The 16,685-nt window shown below is 46.3% G+C and carries 13 protein-coding genes and 1 other RNA gene; 13 read left to right on the top strand and 1 reads right to left on the bottom strand.

Annotation, left to right across the window (positions count from 1 at the left end):
• Positions 1-95: 95 nt before the first annotated feature.
• Positions 96-740: a DNA-3-methyladenine glycosylase gene (locus tag AAHF22_RS22765; RefSeq protein ID WP_347327286.1), complete on the bottom strand. Its 645-nt coding sequence runs from the start codon at positions 738-740 to the stop codon at positions 96-98.
• A gap of 138 nt (positions 741-878) precedes the next feature.
• Between AAHF22_RS22765 and speE the strand changes: the two genes are divergently transcribed.
• From speE to recR, 13 genes are all read left to right on the top strand, one after another.
• A complete protein-coding gene (gene speE, locus AAHF22_RS22760) occupies positions 879-1,712 on the top strand; it encodes a polyamine aminopropyltransferase (RefSeq protein ID WP_347327285.1) in 834 nt (277 codons plus the stop codon).
• 269 nt (positions 1,713-1,981) lie between these two features.
• Positions 1,982-2,425: a YwiB family protein gene (locus AAHF22_RS22755; RefSeq protein WP_347327284.1), complete on the top strand. Its 444-nt coding sequence runs from the start codon at positions 1,982-1,984 to the stop codon at positions 2,423-2,425.
• Between the two features lie 91 nt (positions 2,426-2,516).
• Positions 2,517-4,196: an arginine--tRNA ligase gene (argS, locus tag AAHF22_RS22750; RefSeq protein ID WP_347327283.1), complete on the top strand. Its 1,680-nt coding sequence runs from the start codon at positions 2,517-2,519 to the stop codon at positions 4,194-4,196.
• A gap of 254 nt (positions 4,197-4,450) precedes the next feature.
• Complete coding sequence (gene rpoE / locus AAHF22_RS22745) at positions 4,451-5,005, top strand: DNA-directed RNA polymerase subunit delta (RefSeq protein WP_347327282.1); 555 nt, start codon at positions 4,451-4,453, stop codon at positions 5,003-5,005.
• Positions 5,006-5,455: 450 nt separating this feature from the next.
• Complete coding sequence (pyrG, locus tag AAHF22_RS22740) at positions 5,456-7,057, top strand: CTP synthase (RefSeq protein WP_347327281.1); 1,602 nt, start codon at positions 5,456-5,458, stop codon at positions 7,055-7,057.
• A gap of 349 nt (positions 7,058-7,406) precedes the next feature.
• Entirely contained in the window at positions 7,407-7,787 is a 381-nt protein-coding gene (locus tag AAHF22_RS22735) for a response regulator (RefSeq protein ID WP_347327280.1), read from the top strand.
• 274 nt (positions 7,788-8,061) lie between these two features.
• The gene (gene fba, locus AAHF22_RS22730; RefSeq protein ID WP_347327279.1) at positions 8,062-8,916 is read left to right on the top strand and encodes a class II fructose-1,6-bisphosphate aldolase; all 855 of its coding nucleotides are present in this window, start codon (positions 8,062-8,064) and stop codon (positions 8,914-8,916) included.
• Positions 8,917-9,136: 220 nt separating this feature from the next.
• On the top strand, positions 9,137-10,396 hold the full coding sequence (gene murA / locus AAHF22_RS22725) for a UDP-N-acetylglucosamine 1-carboxyvinyltransferase (protein ID WP_347327278.1): 1,260 nt from the start codon (positions 9,137-9,139) through the stop codon (positions 10,394-10,396).
• Between the two features lie 229 nt (positions 10,397-10,625).
• On the top strand, positions 10,626-11,996 hold the full coding sequence (rho, locus tag AAHF22_RS22720) for a transcription termination factor Rho (protein WP_347327277.1): 1,371 nt from the start codon (positions 10,626-10,628) through the stop codon (positions 11,994-11,996).
• Between the two features lie 467 nt (positions 11,997-12,463).
• Positions 12,464-12,730, top strand: an RNA gene (gene ffs, locus AAHF22_RS22715) — signal recognition particle sRNA large type.
• 291 nt (positions 12,731-13,021) lie between these two features.
• Positions 13,022-14,758, top strand: a complete 1,737-nt coding sequence (dnaX, locus tag AAHF22_RS22710) for a DNA polymerase III subunit gamma/tau (protein ID WP_347327276.1) — start codon at positions 13,022-13,024, stop codon at positions 14,756-14,758.
• Between the two features lie 34 nt (positions 14,759-14,792).
• Positions 14,793-15,104 carry a YbaB/EbfC family nucleoid-associated protein gene (locus tag AAHF22_RS22705; RefSeq protein ID WP_347327275.1) on the top strand — a complete coding sequence of 104 codons (312 nt, stop codon included), beginning with the start codon at positions 14,793-14,795 and terminating at the stop codon, positions 15,102-15,104.
• A gap of 51 nt (positions 15,105-15,155) precedes the next feature.
• On the top strand, positions 15,156-15,752 hold the full coding sequence (gene recR, locus AAHF22_RS22700; protein WP_347327274.1) for a recombination mediator RecR: 597 nt from the start codon (positions 15,156-15,158) through the stop codon (positions 15,750-15,752).
• Positions 15,753-16,685: the final 933 nt, after the last annotated feature.

Here is a 16,685-nt window from a genome sequence, read left to right as displayed (position 1 = left end):
GATGGGCAAGAGCAGGCGTTAGAGCATCTGTGACCTATGCGAGGTGCATACGATTACAGCAGGCATGTTTAGCGTTGTGCCGAATACGATCTATTTTATAGCGTATCCAATGGTGGAACATAAGCGAGTGGACTGCTATTTTTAGCCGAAACATAGGGATGATCTTTAATGTAAAATCGCCACGGCTTGGCAGCATATTCTTCAGCATAGTCGATATTGATTCGAGGACCGCATTCAATAGCGAAGTCGAGCGGCTCCTTTGCTTCTTCCAGTCGTAACGTTCCGCCACTTGCTAATAGCTGCACACCATTTAGCGATTTGTCGATATCCAGTGCAAGGCAAAGCTTGCCTGGACCATTGCACAGCGTACGTCGCCGGTTTGGAGGAACATGACGCAATGCTAGCATACGCTGCTCATCTACCCTACCGAGCGGTTCTACTGCACGAATCAATACCGCCTGCGGGTCATTCTCGGTGCCAGTGACCACATTCACACAATGGTACATGCCATAGATCAGATATACATAAGCGATACCGCCTTGCCGGAACATCATTTCCGTGCGCGCAGTACGGCGATTACCGTAAGCATGGCTGCCTTTATCTTCGGCACCGCCATAGCTTTCGGTTTCGACGATACGACAGCGAATTTCGCCCGCAGGTGTGATCCGGCTCATGATCTGTCCAAGCAGGCGTGGAGCTGCTTCCAATGCGGATAATTGTACGATTTCTTGAATAGTCATAACAGGTTCTCCTTTTGCGTAATTAAAGGTGTTTGCTTTTGCAGTCCCCTGTAATATCGCGTATAATTCGAGTGAGTTAGGATGGCTATCAATGGGATTCGGATCTTTATCAATCTATTAAGAAAGAAGGTCATGCAGATGGAATTGTGGTATACGGAAAAGCAGACCCCTGTATTCGGAATTACAGCCAAAATTCGCGAGACACTCGTTACCGAGCAAACGGAATTTCAAGATCTGGCGATGATCGATACCGAGGAATTTGGACGCATGCTCGTACTCGATGGCATGGTCATGACGACAGTCAAAGATGAATTCGTCTATCACGAAATGGTTGCTCATCCAGCGCTGAATACGCACCCAAATCCGAAGCATGTACTTGTGGTAGGCGGCGGCGATGGTGGCGTTATTCGCGAAGTGCTCAAGCATCCCGAAGTCGAGAAAGCCGTACTGGTCGAAATTGACGGTAAGGTGATTGAATACTCCAAAAAGTATTTGCCTGAAATCGCAGGCGAGCTGGATAACCCACGTGTCGAGGTACAGGTGGCCGATGGTTATATGCATATTATCGAGCACAAAAATGCATATGATGTGATCATGGTCGATTCGACCGAGCCGGTAGGTCCGGCAGCGCCGCTATTTGAAAAAGGTTTTTATCAGGGCATTTACGAGACGCTCAAAGAAGACGGTATCTTTGTCGCACAGACGGACAATCCGTGGTTCAAAGCAGATCTAATTCGCCAGGTTCATCGTGATATCAAAGAAATATTCCCAATCGTGCGTGTGTATGCAGCGAATATTCCAACCTATCCAAGCGGACTGTGGACGTTTACGATGGGCAGCAAAGTGCATGATCCGCTGGAAGTGGATGAAGCGTCCATTCCAGAAATGGATAGTAATAAATATTATACCCCGCGATTGCACAAAGCTGCATTCGTACTGCCCAAATTTGTTGAGGATCTGTGCAAGTCCTAAATTGGTATTTGCCCGCTATACGGATGAATGACCAGCAGTTCTGCCGTTCTGTGCAGTGCTGCTGGTTTTTGATGTCAGCGAAGCGCTGAATCAACCGCTCGGGTAGCCACATCGTAGATTGCAGCAACTATGAACTTTTTCACGGAAATTGCGGCTTTCCGCTTCATATGATGGTACAATAAGAAGGAGTGCGCTTATTTAATTTATCGTGAAAATGTTCTGTATTGGCCAAGCCAAGCCGAAGGAATATCCGAAATGGAGCTGGATGTATGGCGGAAACGAATGAGGTGCGGCTAACGTTGAGAAGTGAGCAGGATGGAGAGGTTGGAACGACCCATATGGTCGGTCAGGTATTTGCTAAAGGCAGTAGCCTGTATATCCGTTATGCCGAACCACCACAGCCACCTCAGCAAGAGATTCGTACCACAATGAAAATTAGCAGTGACGAGATCAAGATTATGCGTCATGGCGGTGTTGAGTCGGAACAGACCTTTCGCCCTGGGGAGCAATTGCTCGGCTTTTACCAGTCGCCATTTACCCGTTTCGAGATGGAAACCCATACACGGTCTCTTCATCATGGACTGAATGGCATAACCGGGCATATCGCATGGGAATATGATCTGTATGTGCATGAACAGCTGAGCGGCCGCTTTAAGGTTAGCCTGCATATTCAAGCGAACGACGAATCTCCGGATCATGACTCTGCATCATAAACGCACCAACGTACCAACTGCCGTTTGGCAGACAGGAGGCAGCTCTGAACACTTTATAGTGAAGCTGCCGATACAGGAGGAAAGTGAAACAATGACAGCTAATCCATTGGAACAAAGCCGCAATTCCGTAAAGGAAGCCGTTCGTGCTGCTGTACTTGCAGCAGAGATCGTGAGCGTAGAAGACTTGCCGGAAGTTGCGCTGGAAGTACCGAAAGATAAAACCCACGGTGATCTGGCGACCAACATCGCTATGCAGCTGACGCGTATTGCGAAGAAAAATCCGCGCCAGATTGCAGAAAGTATCATCGCGAACCTGGATACAGGCAAAAGCGGTATCGAGCATGCCGAGATTGCTGGCCCAGGCTTTATCAATTTCAAGCTGAACAAAAGCTATTTGTATCCGGTTATCGAATCCGTATACGAGCATGGCGACAACTACGGTCGCATCGACAAAGGAGCAGGTCAGCGCATCGAAGTGGAATTTGTCAGTGCGAATCCGACAGGTAGTCTGCATCTTGGACATGCACGCGGCGCTGCTTTTGGCGACTCGCTTTGCAATCTGCTCGATTTTGCCGGCTATGAAATGACACGTGAATACTATATTAACGATGCAGGGAATCAGGTGTCTAACCTGAGTCTATCCATCGAAGCTCGTTATTTACAAGAACTGGGTCAGGATGCACCGATGCCAGAGGATGGCTATCATGGCGAAGACATCAAAGGCTTTGCACGTGAACTGGTAGCGGAAAAAGGCGACAGCCTGCTGTCCATGTCCTCCAGCGATCGCGCAACCTTTTTCCGTGACTATGGTCTGAGCAAAGAACTGGAAAAGATCAAGCGTGATCTGGAAGCATTCCGCGTTAGTTTTGACATCTGGTTCAGCGAAACCTCATTGTACGAAAACGGTCAGGTGCTGGATGCGCTGGACGAGCTACGCGAGCGCGGTCAGATTTTCGAGGAAGACGGCGCAACATGGCTGCGCACGACCGACTACGGTGATGACAAAAACCGTGTGCTGATCAAAAATGACGGTACGTACACGTACCTAACGCCGGATATCGCCTACCATAAAGACAAATACAGCCGCGGCTATGATCGCATGATCAACATCTGGGGTGCGGATCACCACGGTTATATTCCACGTATGAAAGCGGCAATGCAGGCACTGGGGAATGACCCGGATAAACTGACTGTGCTAATTGCGCAGATGGTAAGTCTATTCCAGGACGGCGAAAAGGTGAAAATGTCCAAGCGTACTGGTAAAGCCGTGACGATGGAAGATCTGATGAGCGAAGTTGGCGTCGATGCGGTTCGTTACTTCTTCGCTATGCGCAGTATCGATTCTCATCTGGACTTTGATATGGACCTTGCTGTGTCCACGTCCAATGAAAACCCGGTGTTCTACGTACAATATGCACATGCGCGTATTTGCAGCATTTTCCGTCAGGCAGAAGAACAGGGGATCGAACTGCCTGCACTGTCGGAAATCGACTTCAGTCAGCTGACGACGGAACACGAATATGATCTGCTGCAAAAAATCGGTGAGCTGCCTAACGAAATCGCTGTCGCTGCCGACAATTTTGCTCCGCATCGCCTGATCCGTTATGTATATGAGCTGGCATCTTTGATGCACAGCTATTACAAGGCTGAACGTACACTTACGGAAGATCGTCCGAAGACGGTTGCTCGCCTGGCTCTGCTCGGTAGCGTGCGCACGGTTATTGCGAACGTGCTGCGTCTCGTTGGCGTATCGGCACCAGATCGTATGTAATAACATCATTCGTCAGTGTACGCCGATTTTGCAGAAAGTTGCCGTAAATTGGCGTTCGCCGGCGATGATGCCAGATAAGTGGTCTATTTTTTGTAAAAAACTTGATTTTTGCAAGCAAATAGGTTTAACTTATCTCAGCATTTTGTATAATGTATCGTATAGTTTGACAATGCCCGTCTCCGGCCATGCTTTGCTAGCATCGATCGGAATGAAATAAACAGCTTGAAACTGGATCTGAGAGGAAGTGTCTGTACGTGAGCACACCGCAAGAACTGAAGATTAATCCGGATAAGGTGCATGAGATCCCTATGGTCGATCTAGCCTTTGCCGTTTTGAAAAAAATGAATACCCCGCTGTACTACCGTGACCTGATGAAAGAAGTAGCTGAGATCCGTGGCTATACGGAAGAGCAGATTAATGACTATATCGCTCAGCTCTATACTGAATTGAACATCGATGGACGCTTTGCCTGTGTAGGTACCAACCTGTGGGGCTTGAAGCGCTGGTATCCGCTGGAGCGCGCAGAAGATCCGATCGCGAATGCGAAACGTCCACGTATCATTAATGATGACAACGATGACGATGACATCGAAGATGATGAATTCAACAATGATGATACACCGGAAGATTTGGATGAAGATGATGAGATCGAAGAAGATAACTATGATGATGTAGATAACAATGACGACGACGATGATATCTACAACGATGAAGAAAGTGAAGAACTCGTCATTGAAGATGAGGACGAGGAAGAAGAAGAAGAGGAAGATACAGAGTACTCCGAAGAAGATCATGAGGAAGAGAAGTAATCTCTTTCTGCTCCCGCTTGCGCAGGCAGGCGGGATTTTTTATATGTAGCAAAGTGGTGAAGGCGACATGAAACAGTCGCTTGCGTGTACTTATTATTGTGATAACGCTATCATTTTATAATACGTGAATCTTTCTGCTGATATGTCTTGACACATAATAAGCGGACAGAGTAAACTATTGCATGGGCTTATGAATTAAACCTTTAAACATATAGATATCCAGCGTTTAAGAGCTGAAATAACAAAAGTGCCCCGTCACTACGGGTGTCACTTTTTTTGTTTTTTTAGAGCGATATCCCCCTATGCATGTTGTATAAAAAAGCTTGCAGCCGCGTAGAGACCGTGGTCGGATCAGCAGATTCGTCCTGTGTTTTCGTGCGTGCAGTAGCGGCTTCCTTTATACATCATGCTGCTTTGAATTTCTGGAAAACCCAATTAGGAGGTCATATTGTGACAAAGTACATTTTCGTAACAGGTGGCGTTGTATCGTCACTCGGTAAAGGGATTACAGCAGCTTCTCTGGGCCGACTGCTCAAAAACAGAGGCTTAAAAGTAACGATCCAGAAATTCGATCCTTACATCAACGTCGATCCAGGGACAATGAGTCCGTATCAACACGGTGAAGTATTCGTAACAGACGATGGTGCGGAGACCGATCTGGATTTGGGTCACTATGAGCGTTTTATCGATATTAACCTGTCCAAAAACAATAACGTAACGACCGGTAAAGTCTATTCTTCCGTTATTAGCAAAGAGCGTCGCGGTGAATATCTGGGCGGTACAGTACAAGTTATCCCACATATTACGAATGAGATCAAAGAACGCGTATTCCGCGCAGGTCGCGAAGCAAACTCAGATGTCGTTATTACCGAGATCGGTGGTACGGTCGGTGATATCGAGAGTCTGCCATTCCTGGAAGCGATCCGTCAGATCAAGAGCGATGTAGGCCGTGACAATGTGATGTACATCCACGTTACTTTGATTCCTTATATTAAAGCGGCTGGCGAAGTAAAAACAAAGCCAACCCAGCACAGTGTAAAAGAACTGCGTAGTATCGGTATTCAGCCAAACGTTATCGTTTGTCGTACCGAATACGAGCTGTCTGAAGATATGAAAGCCAAAATCGCATTGTTCTGCGATATCGATGCGAATGCCGTTGTAGAATGCCGCGATGCCTCTTCCCTGTACGAAGTTCCATTGAACCTGCGTAACGAAGGTCTGGATGATATCGTGGTGAATCACCTCAAGCTGAATGCTCCTGCACCGGATATGAGCGAGTGGGAAGCATTGCTGAACCGTATTCAGCATCTTGAGAAAACGGTCGAGATCGCAATCGTTGGTAAATATGTAGCGCTGCATGACGCCTATTTAAGTGTAGTCGAATCCCTTTCCCATGCCGGTTATCACGCGAATGCGGATGTAAAGCTGCGCTGGGTGGATGCCGAAGAACTGACCGATGAGAACGTCGCTGAAAAGCTGGGCGGTCTCGGTGGTATTCTCGTTCCAGGCGGATTCGGCGATCGTGGTATTGAAGGTAAAATAAGTGCGATTCGTTATGCACGCGAGCATAAAGTACCGTACTTTGGTATTTGTCTCGGTATGCAAGTATCCGTTATCGAATATGCACGTGCATTTGCAGGTATGGCCGGTGCGAACAGCTCCGAGATCAATCCAGCTACACCTTATCCAGTTATCGATCTGCTGCCAGAGCAAAAAGATATCGAAGATCTGGGTGGAACGATGCGTCTTGGACTGTATCCGTGCAAGCTGCAACCAGGTTCACTTGCTATGGAATGCTATGGCGAAGAGCTTGTATACGAGCGTCATCGTCATCGGTATGAGTTTAACAACCAGTACCGTGAACAGATTGAAAGTGTAGGCATGAAAATCTCCGGTACATCACCAGATGGTCGTCTAGTTGAGATTGTGGAAGTTCCAGATCATCCGTGGTTCCTGGCTGTACAATTCCATCCGGAATTTATTTCTCGCCCGAACCGGCCACAACCGCTGTTCCGTGAGTTCGTGAAAGCTTCCATCGAACACCAGGGCTAAAAGAAGCGCCGGGTTTACGATTATAAGGTTAAATTGCATTTTACGCAACCACCCGTATGTGAAACGCATATACGGGTGGTTTTTATTTATGCCCATAGAACCGATGTCAACTCCTTTAAGCCAAAATTCAAACCAAATCCTATCGATCGCGTATATATTAAGGAAAGCACCCTACATACAATGTCTAATTTTTCATACTAAGGAAGGATTCGGGGCTTGTATGGCGAATGTAATCAACCATGTCTGTACACGCTTTAGACCAAGTGACAATAGCAGCCCGTCATCACTTCTGCGTATCAACACCAACACAAATGAAATCGATCAGCATGGAAGAAGGGAAAGGTGACAGATGGAACAGAAAAAAATACTAATCGTTGATGATCAAAATGGAATTCGTCTACTGCTTGTTGAGTTATTTTCCAATGAGGGCTATGAGATGTTTCAAGCGGCGAATGGCAAGGAAGCACTACAGATTGTGGAGCAACATGTACCGGATCTCGTCCTACTGGATATGAAAATTCCCGGCATGGATGGACTGGAAATTTTGCGCCATATTAAGCAGACGCATCCACGTATCCACGTCATTATGATGACAGCTTACGGAGAACTCGATATTATCCAACAGGCAAAAGATCTGGGCGCCATGAGTCATTTTACGAAGCCTTTTGATATTGATGAAATGAGAGAAGCGGTAGATCGCTGTCTGCGCGGCAGCAGTGTCGATCACTGAACCGATGGACGGTCATATGAGACCGTCCATTTTTAATATACGTGATGCACAATGTAGGATCGCCCGATGAAGTGGTTGCCATTTGCATAAATAATAAGGCTTCCGTAAGGCGAAAAGTCACATAAATCACGATAAAATGGCGTAAATATGCCTAAATTGTTTGTTTAGTATTTAAAGCGGGTTGTGTTATAATAGGCACGTATGCAGTAGCGGCTTACACAATATGGGACATACTGGATAGGATGTGCCCAACATATTTGAGGAGGATGTCATTATGCCATTAGTATCCATGACAGACATGCTGAACAAAGCACTTGAAGGAAAATACGCAGTGGGTCAATACAACATTAACAACCTGGAGTGGACACAAGCGATCCTGGGCGCAGCGGAAGAAGAAAAATCCCCAGTTATTCTTGGTGTATCTGAAGGCGCAGCTCGTCACATGGGCGGCTTCACTACTGTTGTAAAAATGGTAGAAGGTCTTCTGCATGACATGAAAATTACCGTTCCAGTTGCAATCCACCTGGACCACGGTTCTAGCTTTGACAAATGTAAAGAAGCAATCGATGCTGGCTTTACTTCCGTTATGATCGATGGTTCCCACCACCCGATCGAAGAAAACATCGAAATGACGAAAAAAGTTGTTGAATATGCTCATTCCAAAGGCGTTTCTGTTGAAGCTGAAGTAGGTACAGTAGGCGGACAGGAAGACGACGTAATCGGCGGCATCATGTACGCTGACTTGGAAGAGTGCGCACGCCTCGTTAAAGAAACAGGTATCGATACACTGGCACCTGCACTGGGTTCCGTACACGGTCCTTACCACGGCGAGCCTAACCTGGGCTTCAAAGAAATGGAAGAGATTCGTGACGCGGTTAAACTGCCACTCGTACTGCACGGTGGTACAGGTATCCCTAAACACGATATCGACAAAGCGATCTCTCTGGGTACGTCCAAAATCAACGTAAACACCGAAAACCAGATTGAATTCGCAAAAGCGGTTCGCAAAGTACTGGCTGACAAACCGGAAGCTTACGATCCACGTACTTTCATTGTTCCAGGTCGCGATGCGATCAAACAAACCGTAATCGGCAAAATCCGCGAGTTCGGTACAAGCAACAAAGCGTAATTCGCTTTTTGAGTTAGCTTGGTGTATATTACAGTATGCAGAAGTTAAAACAAGACGATTTATCGCAATAAACGTAACTTTTATGCACTCGATGCGTTGAATTAAATAGGTTGAACATGGGAAGTACACCGCTCAGACGGTGTCTTTCCATTTTAACCGCCAAAAATGCCAAATATATCGTTTTATCGGCTGCAAAATACGTAGGGGGATACTAAGCTTTATGGAAAAATTGATGATCAGCGGCGGAAGTCCGTTGCAGGGAACTATCACCATCAGTGGTGCGAAAAACAGCGCCATTGCGCTTATTCCTGCGGCATTGCTCGCCGAATCGGAAGTTGTGCTGGATAATTTGCCACTTCTGAGCGATGTAGCGGTTTACGCAGAAATATTGGAGAATCTCGGTGCAACCGTGAGCTGGAATGAACTGGACAACCAGATGCGTATCGATCCAAGCGATGTACGTTCTATTCCAATGCCTAACGGGCCTGTCAAAAAACTCAGAGCATCCTATTACATGATGGGAGCACTGCTTGGTCGTTTTGGAGAAGCAACCATTGGCTTGCCTGGTGGCTGTAACTTTGAACCTCGACCTATCGATCAACATATTAAAGGCTTTGAAGCGCTTGGCGCGACGGTAACGAATGAGCACGGTTCGATTCATTTATATGCAAAAGAACTTCGCGGTGCGAAGATTTATCTGGACGTAGCCAGTGTAGGCGCGACCATTAACATTATGCTGGCGGCTGCAAGAGCCAAAGGCCATACGATTATTGAAAACGCGGCTAAAGAGCCTGAGATTATAGATGTTGCAACATTACTGAACGCCATGGGTGCCGTTATTAAAGGTGCCGGAACCGAGACGATTCGTATTGAAGGCGTTTCTGAAATGCATGGCTGTAAACATTCCATTATTCCTGACCGTATTCAGGCAGGTACGTATATGATCGCAGCAGCGGCAACGCGTGGCGATGTTCTGATCGACAATGTGATTCCAAAGCATCTCGAGGCCTTAACAGCCAAGCTGCTGGAGATGGGCGTTCATGTGGATGAACTGGATGAAGGAATTCGTGTTATTGGTAAATCGGAATACACGCATGTCGATGTAAAAGCACTAACGTATCCGGGCTTTGCTACAGATCTTCAATCACCGATGACGAGCTTACTTACACAAGCAAAAGGGGTTAGCGTACTGAGCGATTTTGTGTACAGCAGCCGGTTTAAGCATGTGCCTGAGTTAGCACGTATGGGTGCCAAGATTAAAGTAGAGGGACGTTCGGCGATTATTGAAGGTGGCCCACTTAATGCAGCCAAAGTCAAAGCGACTGACCTGCGCGCAGGCGCTGCACTCGTTATTGCTGGTTTGACGGTACCGGAAGGCGTGACAGAAGTATCTGGTGTTGAATTTATTGATCGGGGTTATGACCATCTGGTTACGAACCTGCGCCATCTTGGTGCTAATGTTTGGAGAGAGATGCTGTAACATTCAGCATCTTTCCTTTATGATTGTTCCTCTTACCCGGGAGGAGAATTCATCTGTATTTTGCAAAATACATACCTCTTGAATATCTCCTCTCAACAATGGGTAATGCTATCCTATGAATGGATTCAGAACGTATCCACTCCTGACGATTCAACCTTCTGATTAATTCCCAACATCTTCTATCCCTTGTTTTCACACTCTCGACTAAAATTGAATAGGTGGTTATGGTATGGATTTACAAATTTCCGATCTGGAAGAAATGAAGCTGACCGATCTGTACAAGCTTGCCAAGCAGTATCAGATTCCGTATTACGGACAGCTTAAGAAAAAAGAATTGATTTTTGCTATTTTGCGTGCGCAGGCAGAGCGTAGCGGCTTGATGTTTATGCAGGGCGTACTGGAGATTTTGCCTGAAGGTTATGGCTTTTTAAGACCGATCAACTACTTGCCAAGCGCTGAAGATATTTATATCTCTGCCTCTCAGATTCGTAAATTCGATCTGCGTACAGGTGATCTCGTATCCGGTAAATGTCGGGCACCTAAAGAAAATGAACGGTATTTCGGCCTGCTGCAAGTCAATGCGGTAAATGGCACCAGCCCGGAACAGGCGGCAGAACGTCTGCATTTCCCGGCGCTTACCCCTCTCTACCCACAAAAGAAACTCGTGCTTGAAACAGCTCCTAATAAATTATCCACTCGCATTATGGATGTTCTCGCTCCTGTAGGTCTTGGACAGCGTGGTCTGATCGTTGCACCTCCTAAAGCAGGTAAAACGCTATTGCTTAAAGAAATTGCCAATAGCATTTCTGAAAACAACCCGGAGATTGAGTTATTTGTATTGCTGATCGATGAGCGTCCGGAGGAAGTAACCGATATGCAGCGCTCCGTTAAAGGTGAAGTGGTTGCTTCTACATTTGACGAATTGCCGGAAAATCACATCAAGGTAGCTGAGCTTGTATTAGAACGTGCCCTTCGTCTCGTTGAACACAAAAAGGACGTTGTGATCTTGATGGACAGCATCACTCGCCTTGCGCGTGCGTATAACCTCGTCATTCCGCCATCGGGACGTACATTGAGTGGTGGTATTGACCCTGCGGCATTCCATCGTCCGAAGCGCTTTTTCGGTGCGGCGCGTAATGTGGAGGAAGGCGGCAGCCTGACGATTTTGGCAACCGCATTGATCGATACAGGCTCGCGTATGGATGATATCATTTATGAGGAATTCAAAGGTACAGGTAATATGGAGCTGCATCTGGATCGTAAGCTGTCCGAGCGCCGTATTTTCCCGGCGATCGATATTCGTCGCTCCGGCACACGTCGCGAGGAAGATTTGCTAGCGAAGGAAGAACTGGATACGATCTGGCATATCCGCAAAAATATGAACGAAACGCCAGACTTCGTCGAAGGCTTCCTCAAAAAGCTGCGTAACTCCAAAACGAATCAGGAATTCCTGGCATCGTTTGACATTAGTGAAGAAGGCAAAAAACCTTCGGGTTCTGCGCATGGCTCCAATGCCAAAAAACCAGCTTCTTCAGGCAGCACATCCAGCACTGGACGACGCACGACCCGTTCCACCGCTACTTCGGCAACGACGAACTAAGCCTGCATAGCTATACGTAAAGTGAACAAGCTAGTATGTTGACCGAGCTTCATTTTAATTTTTGATTGACTTTAAGTGCTTGATATAGACATGTGAACACGCAAGGGAAATTAAAATTTAAATATAGTCAACGTACTGGTGCTTGAATCAGGTTGAATTTTAGGGTTGAAGTGGCTTTTTATTGCTCGCTGGAGTAACAAGTTTGGAAACGAAAACGAGTAGTTGAGATAGTCAGCATAATCGGAGTGCGCAGTAAAACAGATCCTATCGCATACGTGTAACGTATCGATCGTGATGAACAATGCACAACAAAGCAGTTTAGCATCTGGACGCACGTATCTGAATAGTACAAGATGCTCTATGTTCCAGTTGAAGTGAAGCTATTTGTCATCTGCTTGGTGGCTTGTACGGCGCCATTATATATAACGGTTGCAAATGCGTTCTAATCCCAGTATAATTATGTAATGCCGTGCTAGATGGGGAGGTAGCGGTGCCCTGTAACTCGCAATCCGCTATAGCGAGATTGAATTCCTGTCCTAGGTATTGTCGATGTGAGGCAGGTATCTGAGCACAGTGTTGACGGGTGGGTCCTTCGCAAGGAACTCCTGTGAACCTGGTCAGGTCCGGAAGGAAGCAGCCATAAGCAGTTTCGTTCTTGTGCCGAGGGAGTGCCTACCCTGAGCTGTTGCTCAGAAGAACCGTTCGGATCGCAATTATCGAAGACAGGTGCACGGTATATAATACAGCATATTCAAAACACCTTTTGCGCTTTGCAGAGGTGTTTTTTTGCTTGTTAAAAGGGCTATTCTGGTTTTGTTAAAGGTCGATTTATAGTATAATAAAGAGTAGGATATAGCGCTTTGTCATCGCCTGATAAAGGGGCACACGTTAGCTTAATTCAGGAGCTAATTGCAAGGCATAGCTAACAATCTATAGTGTTTGTGATTTTCAAACACGGGGTATTATGAAAAAGGTTTTTGCATAGCAAAAGACCATACCTCTATATGCAGAAGGAAGGTAAGCAAGTGGAACACATCGCACTTTATCGTGCTTGGCGGCCGCAGTCGTTTCAGGACATGGTAGGACAGCAGCATATCATTCAGACACTGCAAAATGCCATTCGGGAAGAGCGTATTTCACATGCGTACCTGTTTAATGGTCCCAGAGGAACAGGGAAAACGTCAGCAGCCAAAATACTGGCAAAGGCAATTAACTGTGAAAAAGGCCCTTCCGTCGAGCCATGTAACGAATGTGAAACTTGCAAAAGGATCACTTCGGGCAATATTATGGACGTGCTGGAGATTGACGCCGCATCCAACCGTGGTGTGGAAGAAATTCGGGACCTGCGAGAAAAGGTAAAATATGCGCCTACCGAAGTTCGGCGCAAAGTATATATTATCGATGAGGTTCACATGTTGACGACGGAGGCGTTTAATGCGCTGCTGAAGACGCTGGAAGAGCCGCCGGGGCATGTGGTCTTTATTCTGGCAACAACCGAACCTCACCGCTTGCCGGCGACAATTATTTCGCGCTGTCAGCGCTTTGATTTCCGCAGAGTATCATTGCAGGAACAGGCACAGCGTCTGGAGTTGATCGCTTCGCAGGAAGGCATGAGCGCTGATCCAGATGCGCTGGAGTATATCGCCCGTCTGTCTGATGGCGGAATGCGGGATGCACTGAGCATTCTGGATCAGGTGTCTGCGTTCACAGAGGGCAAGATCACCTACCCGCAGGTGCTACAAATGACCGGAGGTATCGCTTCCGAGCAATTTGCTGAACTGGCTACCGCATTGCTGCAAAGCGATGTGGGACGGGTGTTGCAAATCGTCGAGTCATTTATGCAGGAAGGTAAGAGCGCAGAGAAATGTATGGAAAATCTGCTTTATTATTTCCGTGATGTGCTCATGATCAAGATGATTCCGAATGCAGGTGATCTAACAGAGCGGATGCTCAATCCGGACAACTTCCGTGATACGGCGTCTGCATTCAGTAGAGAGCAGCTATTCGCTATTATCGATACGCTCAATCATTACCAGACCGAAATGAAGTATGCGACACAACCACAGATGCTGTTTGAAGTTGCACTGCTCAAATTGAGCGGTTTGTCAGGTGGTCAGAGTGGTGAAACTAATGATAGTGCTGGTATGAGTACGACGACACAACCGGCTGCTGCCGACGAAGTTCGTCAGCTTAAGCAACAGCTGGCAGCGCTGGAACAAAAGCTGGAAAAAGCGATCAAATCCGGTGGGGTCGGCGGCGATGGAGCTGGCAATAGCGCTCCGGCGGGCAGACGTGCTCCAGCACCGCGCATTTCATCAACTGCGAAAATCCCGTCTCAAATGAATCAATATGTGGCTAATCGAACGCATGAAGACTTTACTCGCGTCTCCAGCTCCTGGAGCAAAGTGCTACAGCGAGTGAAGGAAGTGAAAGTGACGATTCATGCCTGGTTTGTGAACTGCGATCCGGTATCGATCCATGAGGATGCTATTCTAGTAGCGTTCAAGCATGATATGCACCGGGAAACGATTGAGAAGGCAGCGAACCGCCAGATTGTGGAATCTGTACTGGAAGAAGTGCTGGGGAGTCCGTACCGACTCATTACGATGATGCAAAAGGACTGGCTGGAAGCGATCGAAGGTACAAGCGAACAGCCAGGCGAAGAATTAAAGTTAGAACATGAGCAAGAAGACAAGGGCGAAGCGTTAGTGGATGAAGCGATTCAGCTGTTTGGCGAAGAACTCATTGTCATTAAAGAATAATAGTATAATCATTTGACCAGAGGAGATGATCGTAATGGGTAACATGAACCAGATGATGAAACAGGTAAAGAAAATGCAGGAGCAAATGCTGAAAGCACAGGAAGAACTAGGTGGCAAAACGGTTGAAGGTACATCCGGTGGCGGCGTCGTTTCTGTTGAAGTAAACGGACACAAAAAAGTGCTCGCTATTAACATCAAACCGGAAGCTGTAGATCCAGACGATGTTGAAATGCTGCAAGATTTAGTAATGGCAGCTGTTAACGATGCAATGACTAAAGCTGAAGAGCTAGCCAACAAAGATATGGGCAAATTCACAGGCGGAATGAACATTCCAGGCTTGTTCTAAAATTATAGATCGGCATTCATGCAATGACCGGTCTCAAAGGAGATCGCTGTATTGTACTATCCCGAACCGATTGCCAAGTTGATCGATGCTTTTACGCACCTACCAGGGGTTGGACCGAAAACAGCAGGGCGACTGGCGTTTCATGTACTGCGTATGCAAGAAGATGACGTGATTGATTTTGCCAAAGCTCTGGTCAATGTGAAGCGCAATCTTCATTACTGTTCGATCTGCGGCAACATTACCGATGCAGACCCTTGCCAGATTTGTCAGGACAAAACGCGCGACGCTTCCATTATTTGCGTAGTGCAGGAACCTAAAGATTTGGTAGCAATGGAGCGTACAAGAGAATTCAACGGCTACTATCATGTACTGCATGGTGCAATTTCGCCGATTGAAGGGATTGGACCGGAGGAAATCAAACTCAAGGAGCTGCTCAATCGTCTTAGCGATGAGCGGGTACAGGAGTTGATTTTGGCGACCAACCCGAATATTGAGGGAGAAGCCACAGCGATGTACATTTCCAGACTTGTAAAGCCATTTAACCTGCGAGTAACTCGTATCGCACATGGTCTGCCGGTCGGCGGCGATCTGGAGTATGCTGATGAAGTTACATTGTCCAAGGCGCTTGAAGGAAGACGAGAGTTGTAATAGAGCTGTAGATTGCACCTATAAATTGCAATTATAGATCATACGTTATACGTAGGTGCAAACGATTCATATGTATGGAAGGGCTAAGTAGCTCCTATACTATAGTGTGCGTAGATATTGAGGATTCGTTAGCGTATACACACTTAGCTGTGATCAAGCATATAGGATGAAGCGCTAAAGTGAATATGATAACCGTAGTGCCAAATAGGGATGGAATGTATGATGTTCTATCCATTTCTAGTGTTGGTGAATATAGTGGTAGTGAACTTCTAATACGAGGTTTAATAAAAAGGCATTTTTGCAAAGCAAAATATGTTACTGGTTTCCAGACTGAAGAGGATGCGTTAATGCGTATTCTCTTTTTTTTTATGTTTAAAAGTAAGGGATTGGAGATGAGGGGGACAGCGAGAGCATAAAAATCACGAGTTCTTATGAAAACATATAGACAAATAGCTGGGGCATAGACAAAATAGCTCTGTCTCTGTCTCTGTCTCTGTCTCTGTCTCTGTCTCTGTCTCTGTCTCTGTCTCTGTCTCTGTCTCTGTCTCTGTCTCTGTCTCTGTCTCTGTCTCTGTTTTTGTCTTGGTCATAGTCTTGGTCTGTATATCTATATCTATATCTATCTTTATCTCGGTGTCTACATGTATCATGTGAGTTTTGTGCTACGATCCATGATTGTACTACGCAAAATATCGAAAGACTGGATAGCTCTTATAGTGTAAATGGATAGGCATAAAACAACTGTGACTAGCTTTGACTGATTCCAATGAGAGCGTGGAAGTAAAGAAGATCAATAGAAGTAATAAAGTTGTGCGGCAAAAGAGTTGATGAAAGATCAAACACCAAACACTATAGTTTAGTAGTTAGTAGTTAGTAGTTAGTAGTTAGTAGTTAGTAGTTAGTAGTTAGTAGTTAGTAGTTAGTAGTTAGTAG

This window comes from Paenibacillus wenxiniae (assembly GCF_039822605.1).
Taxonomy (GTDB): Bacteria; Bacillota; Bacilli; order Paenibacillales; family Paenibacillaceae; genus Saccharibacillus; species Saccharibacillus wenxiniae.
This window is presented reverse-complemented; position numbering and strand designations above follow the sequence as displayed.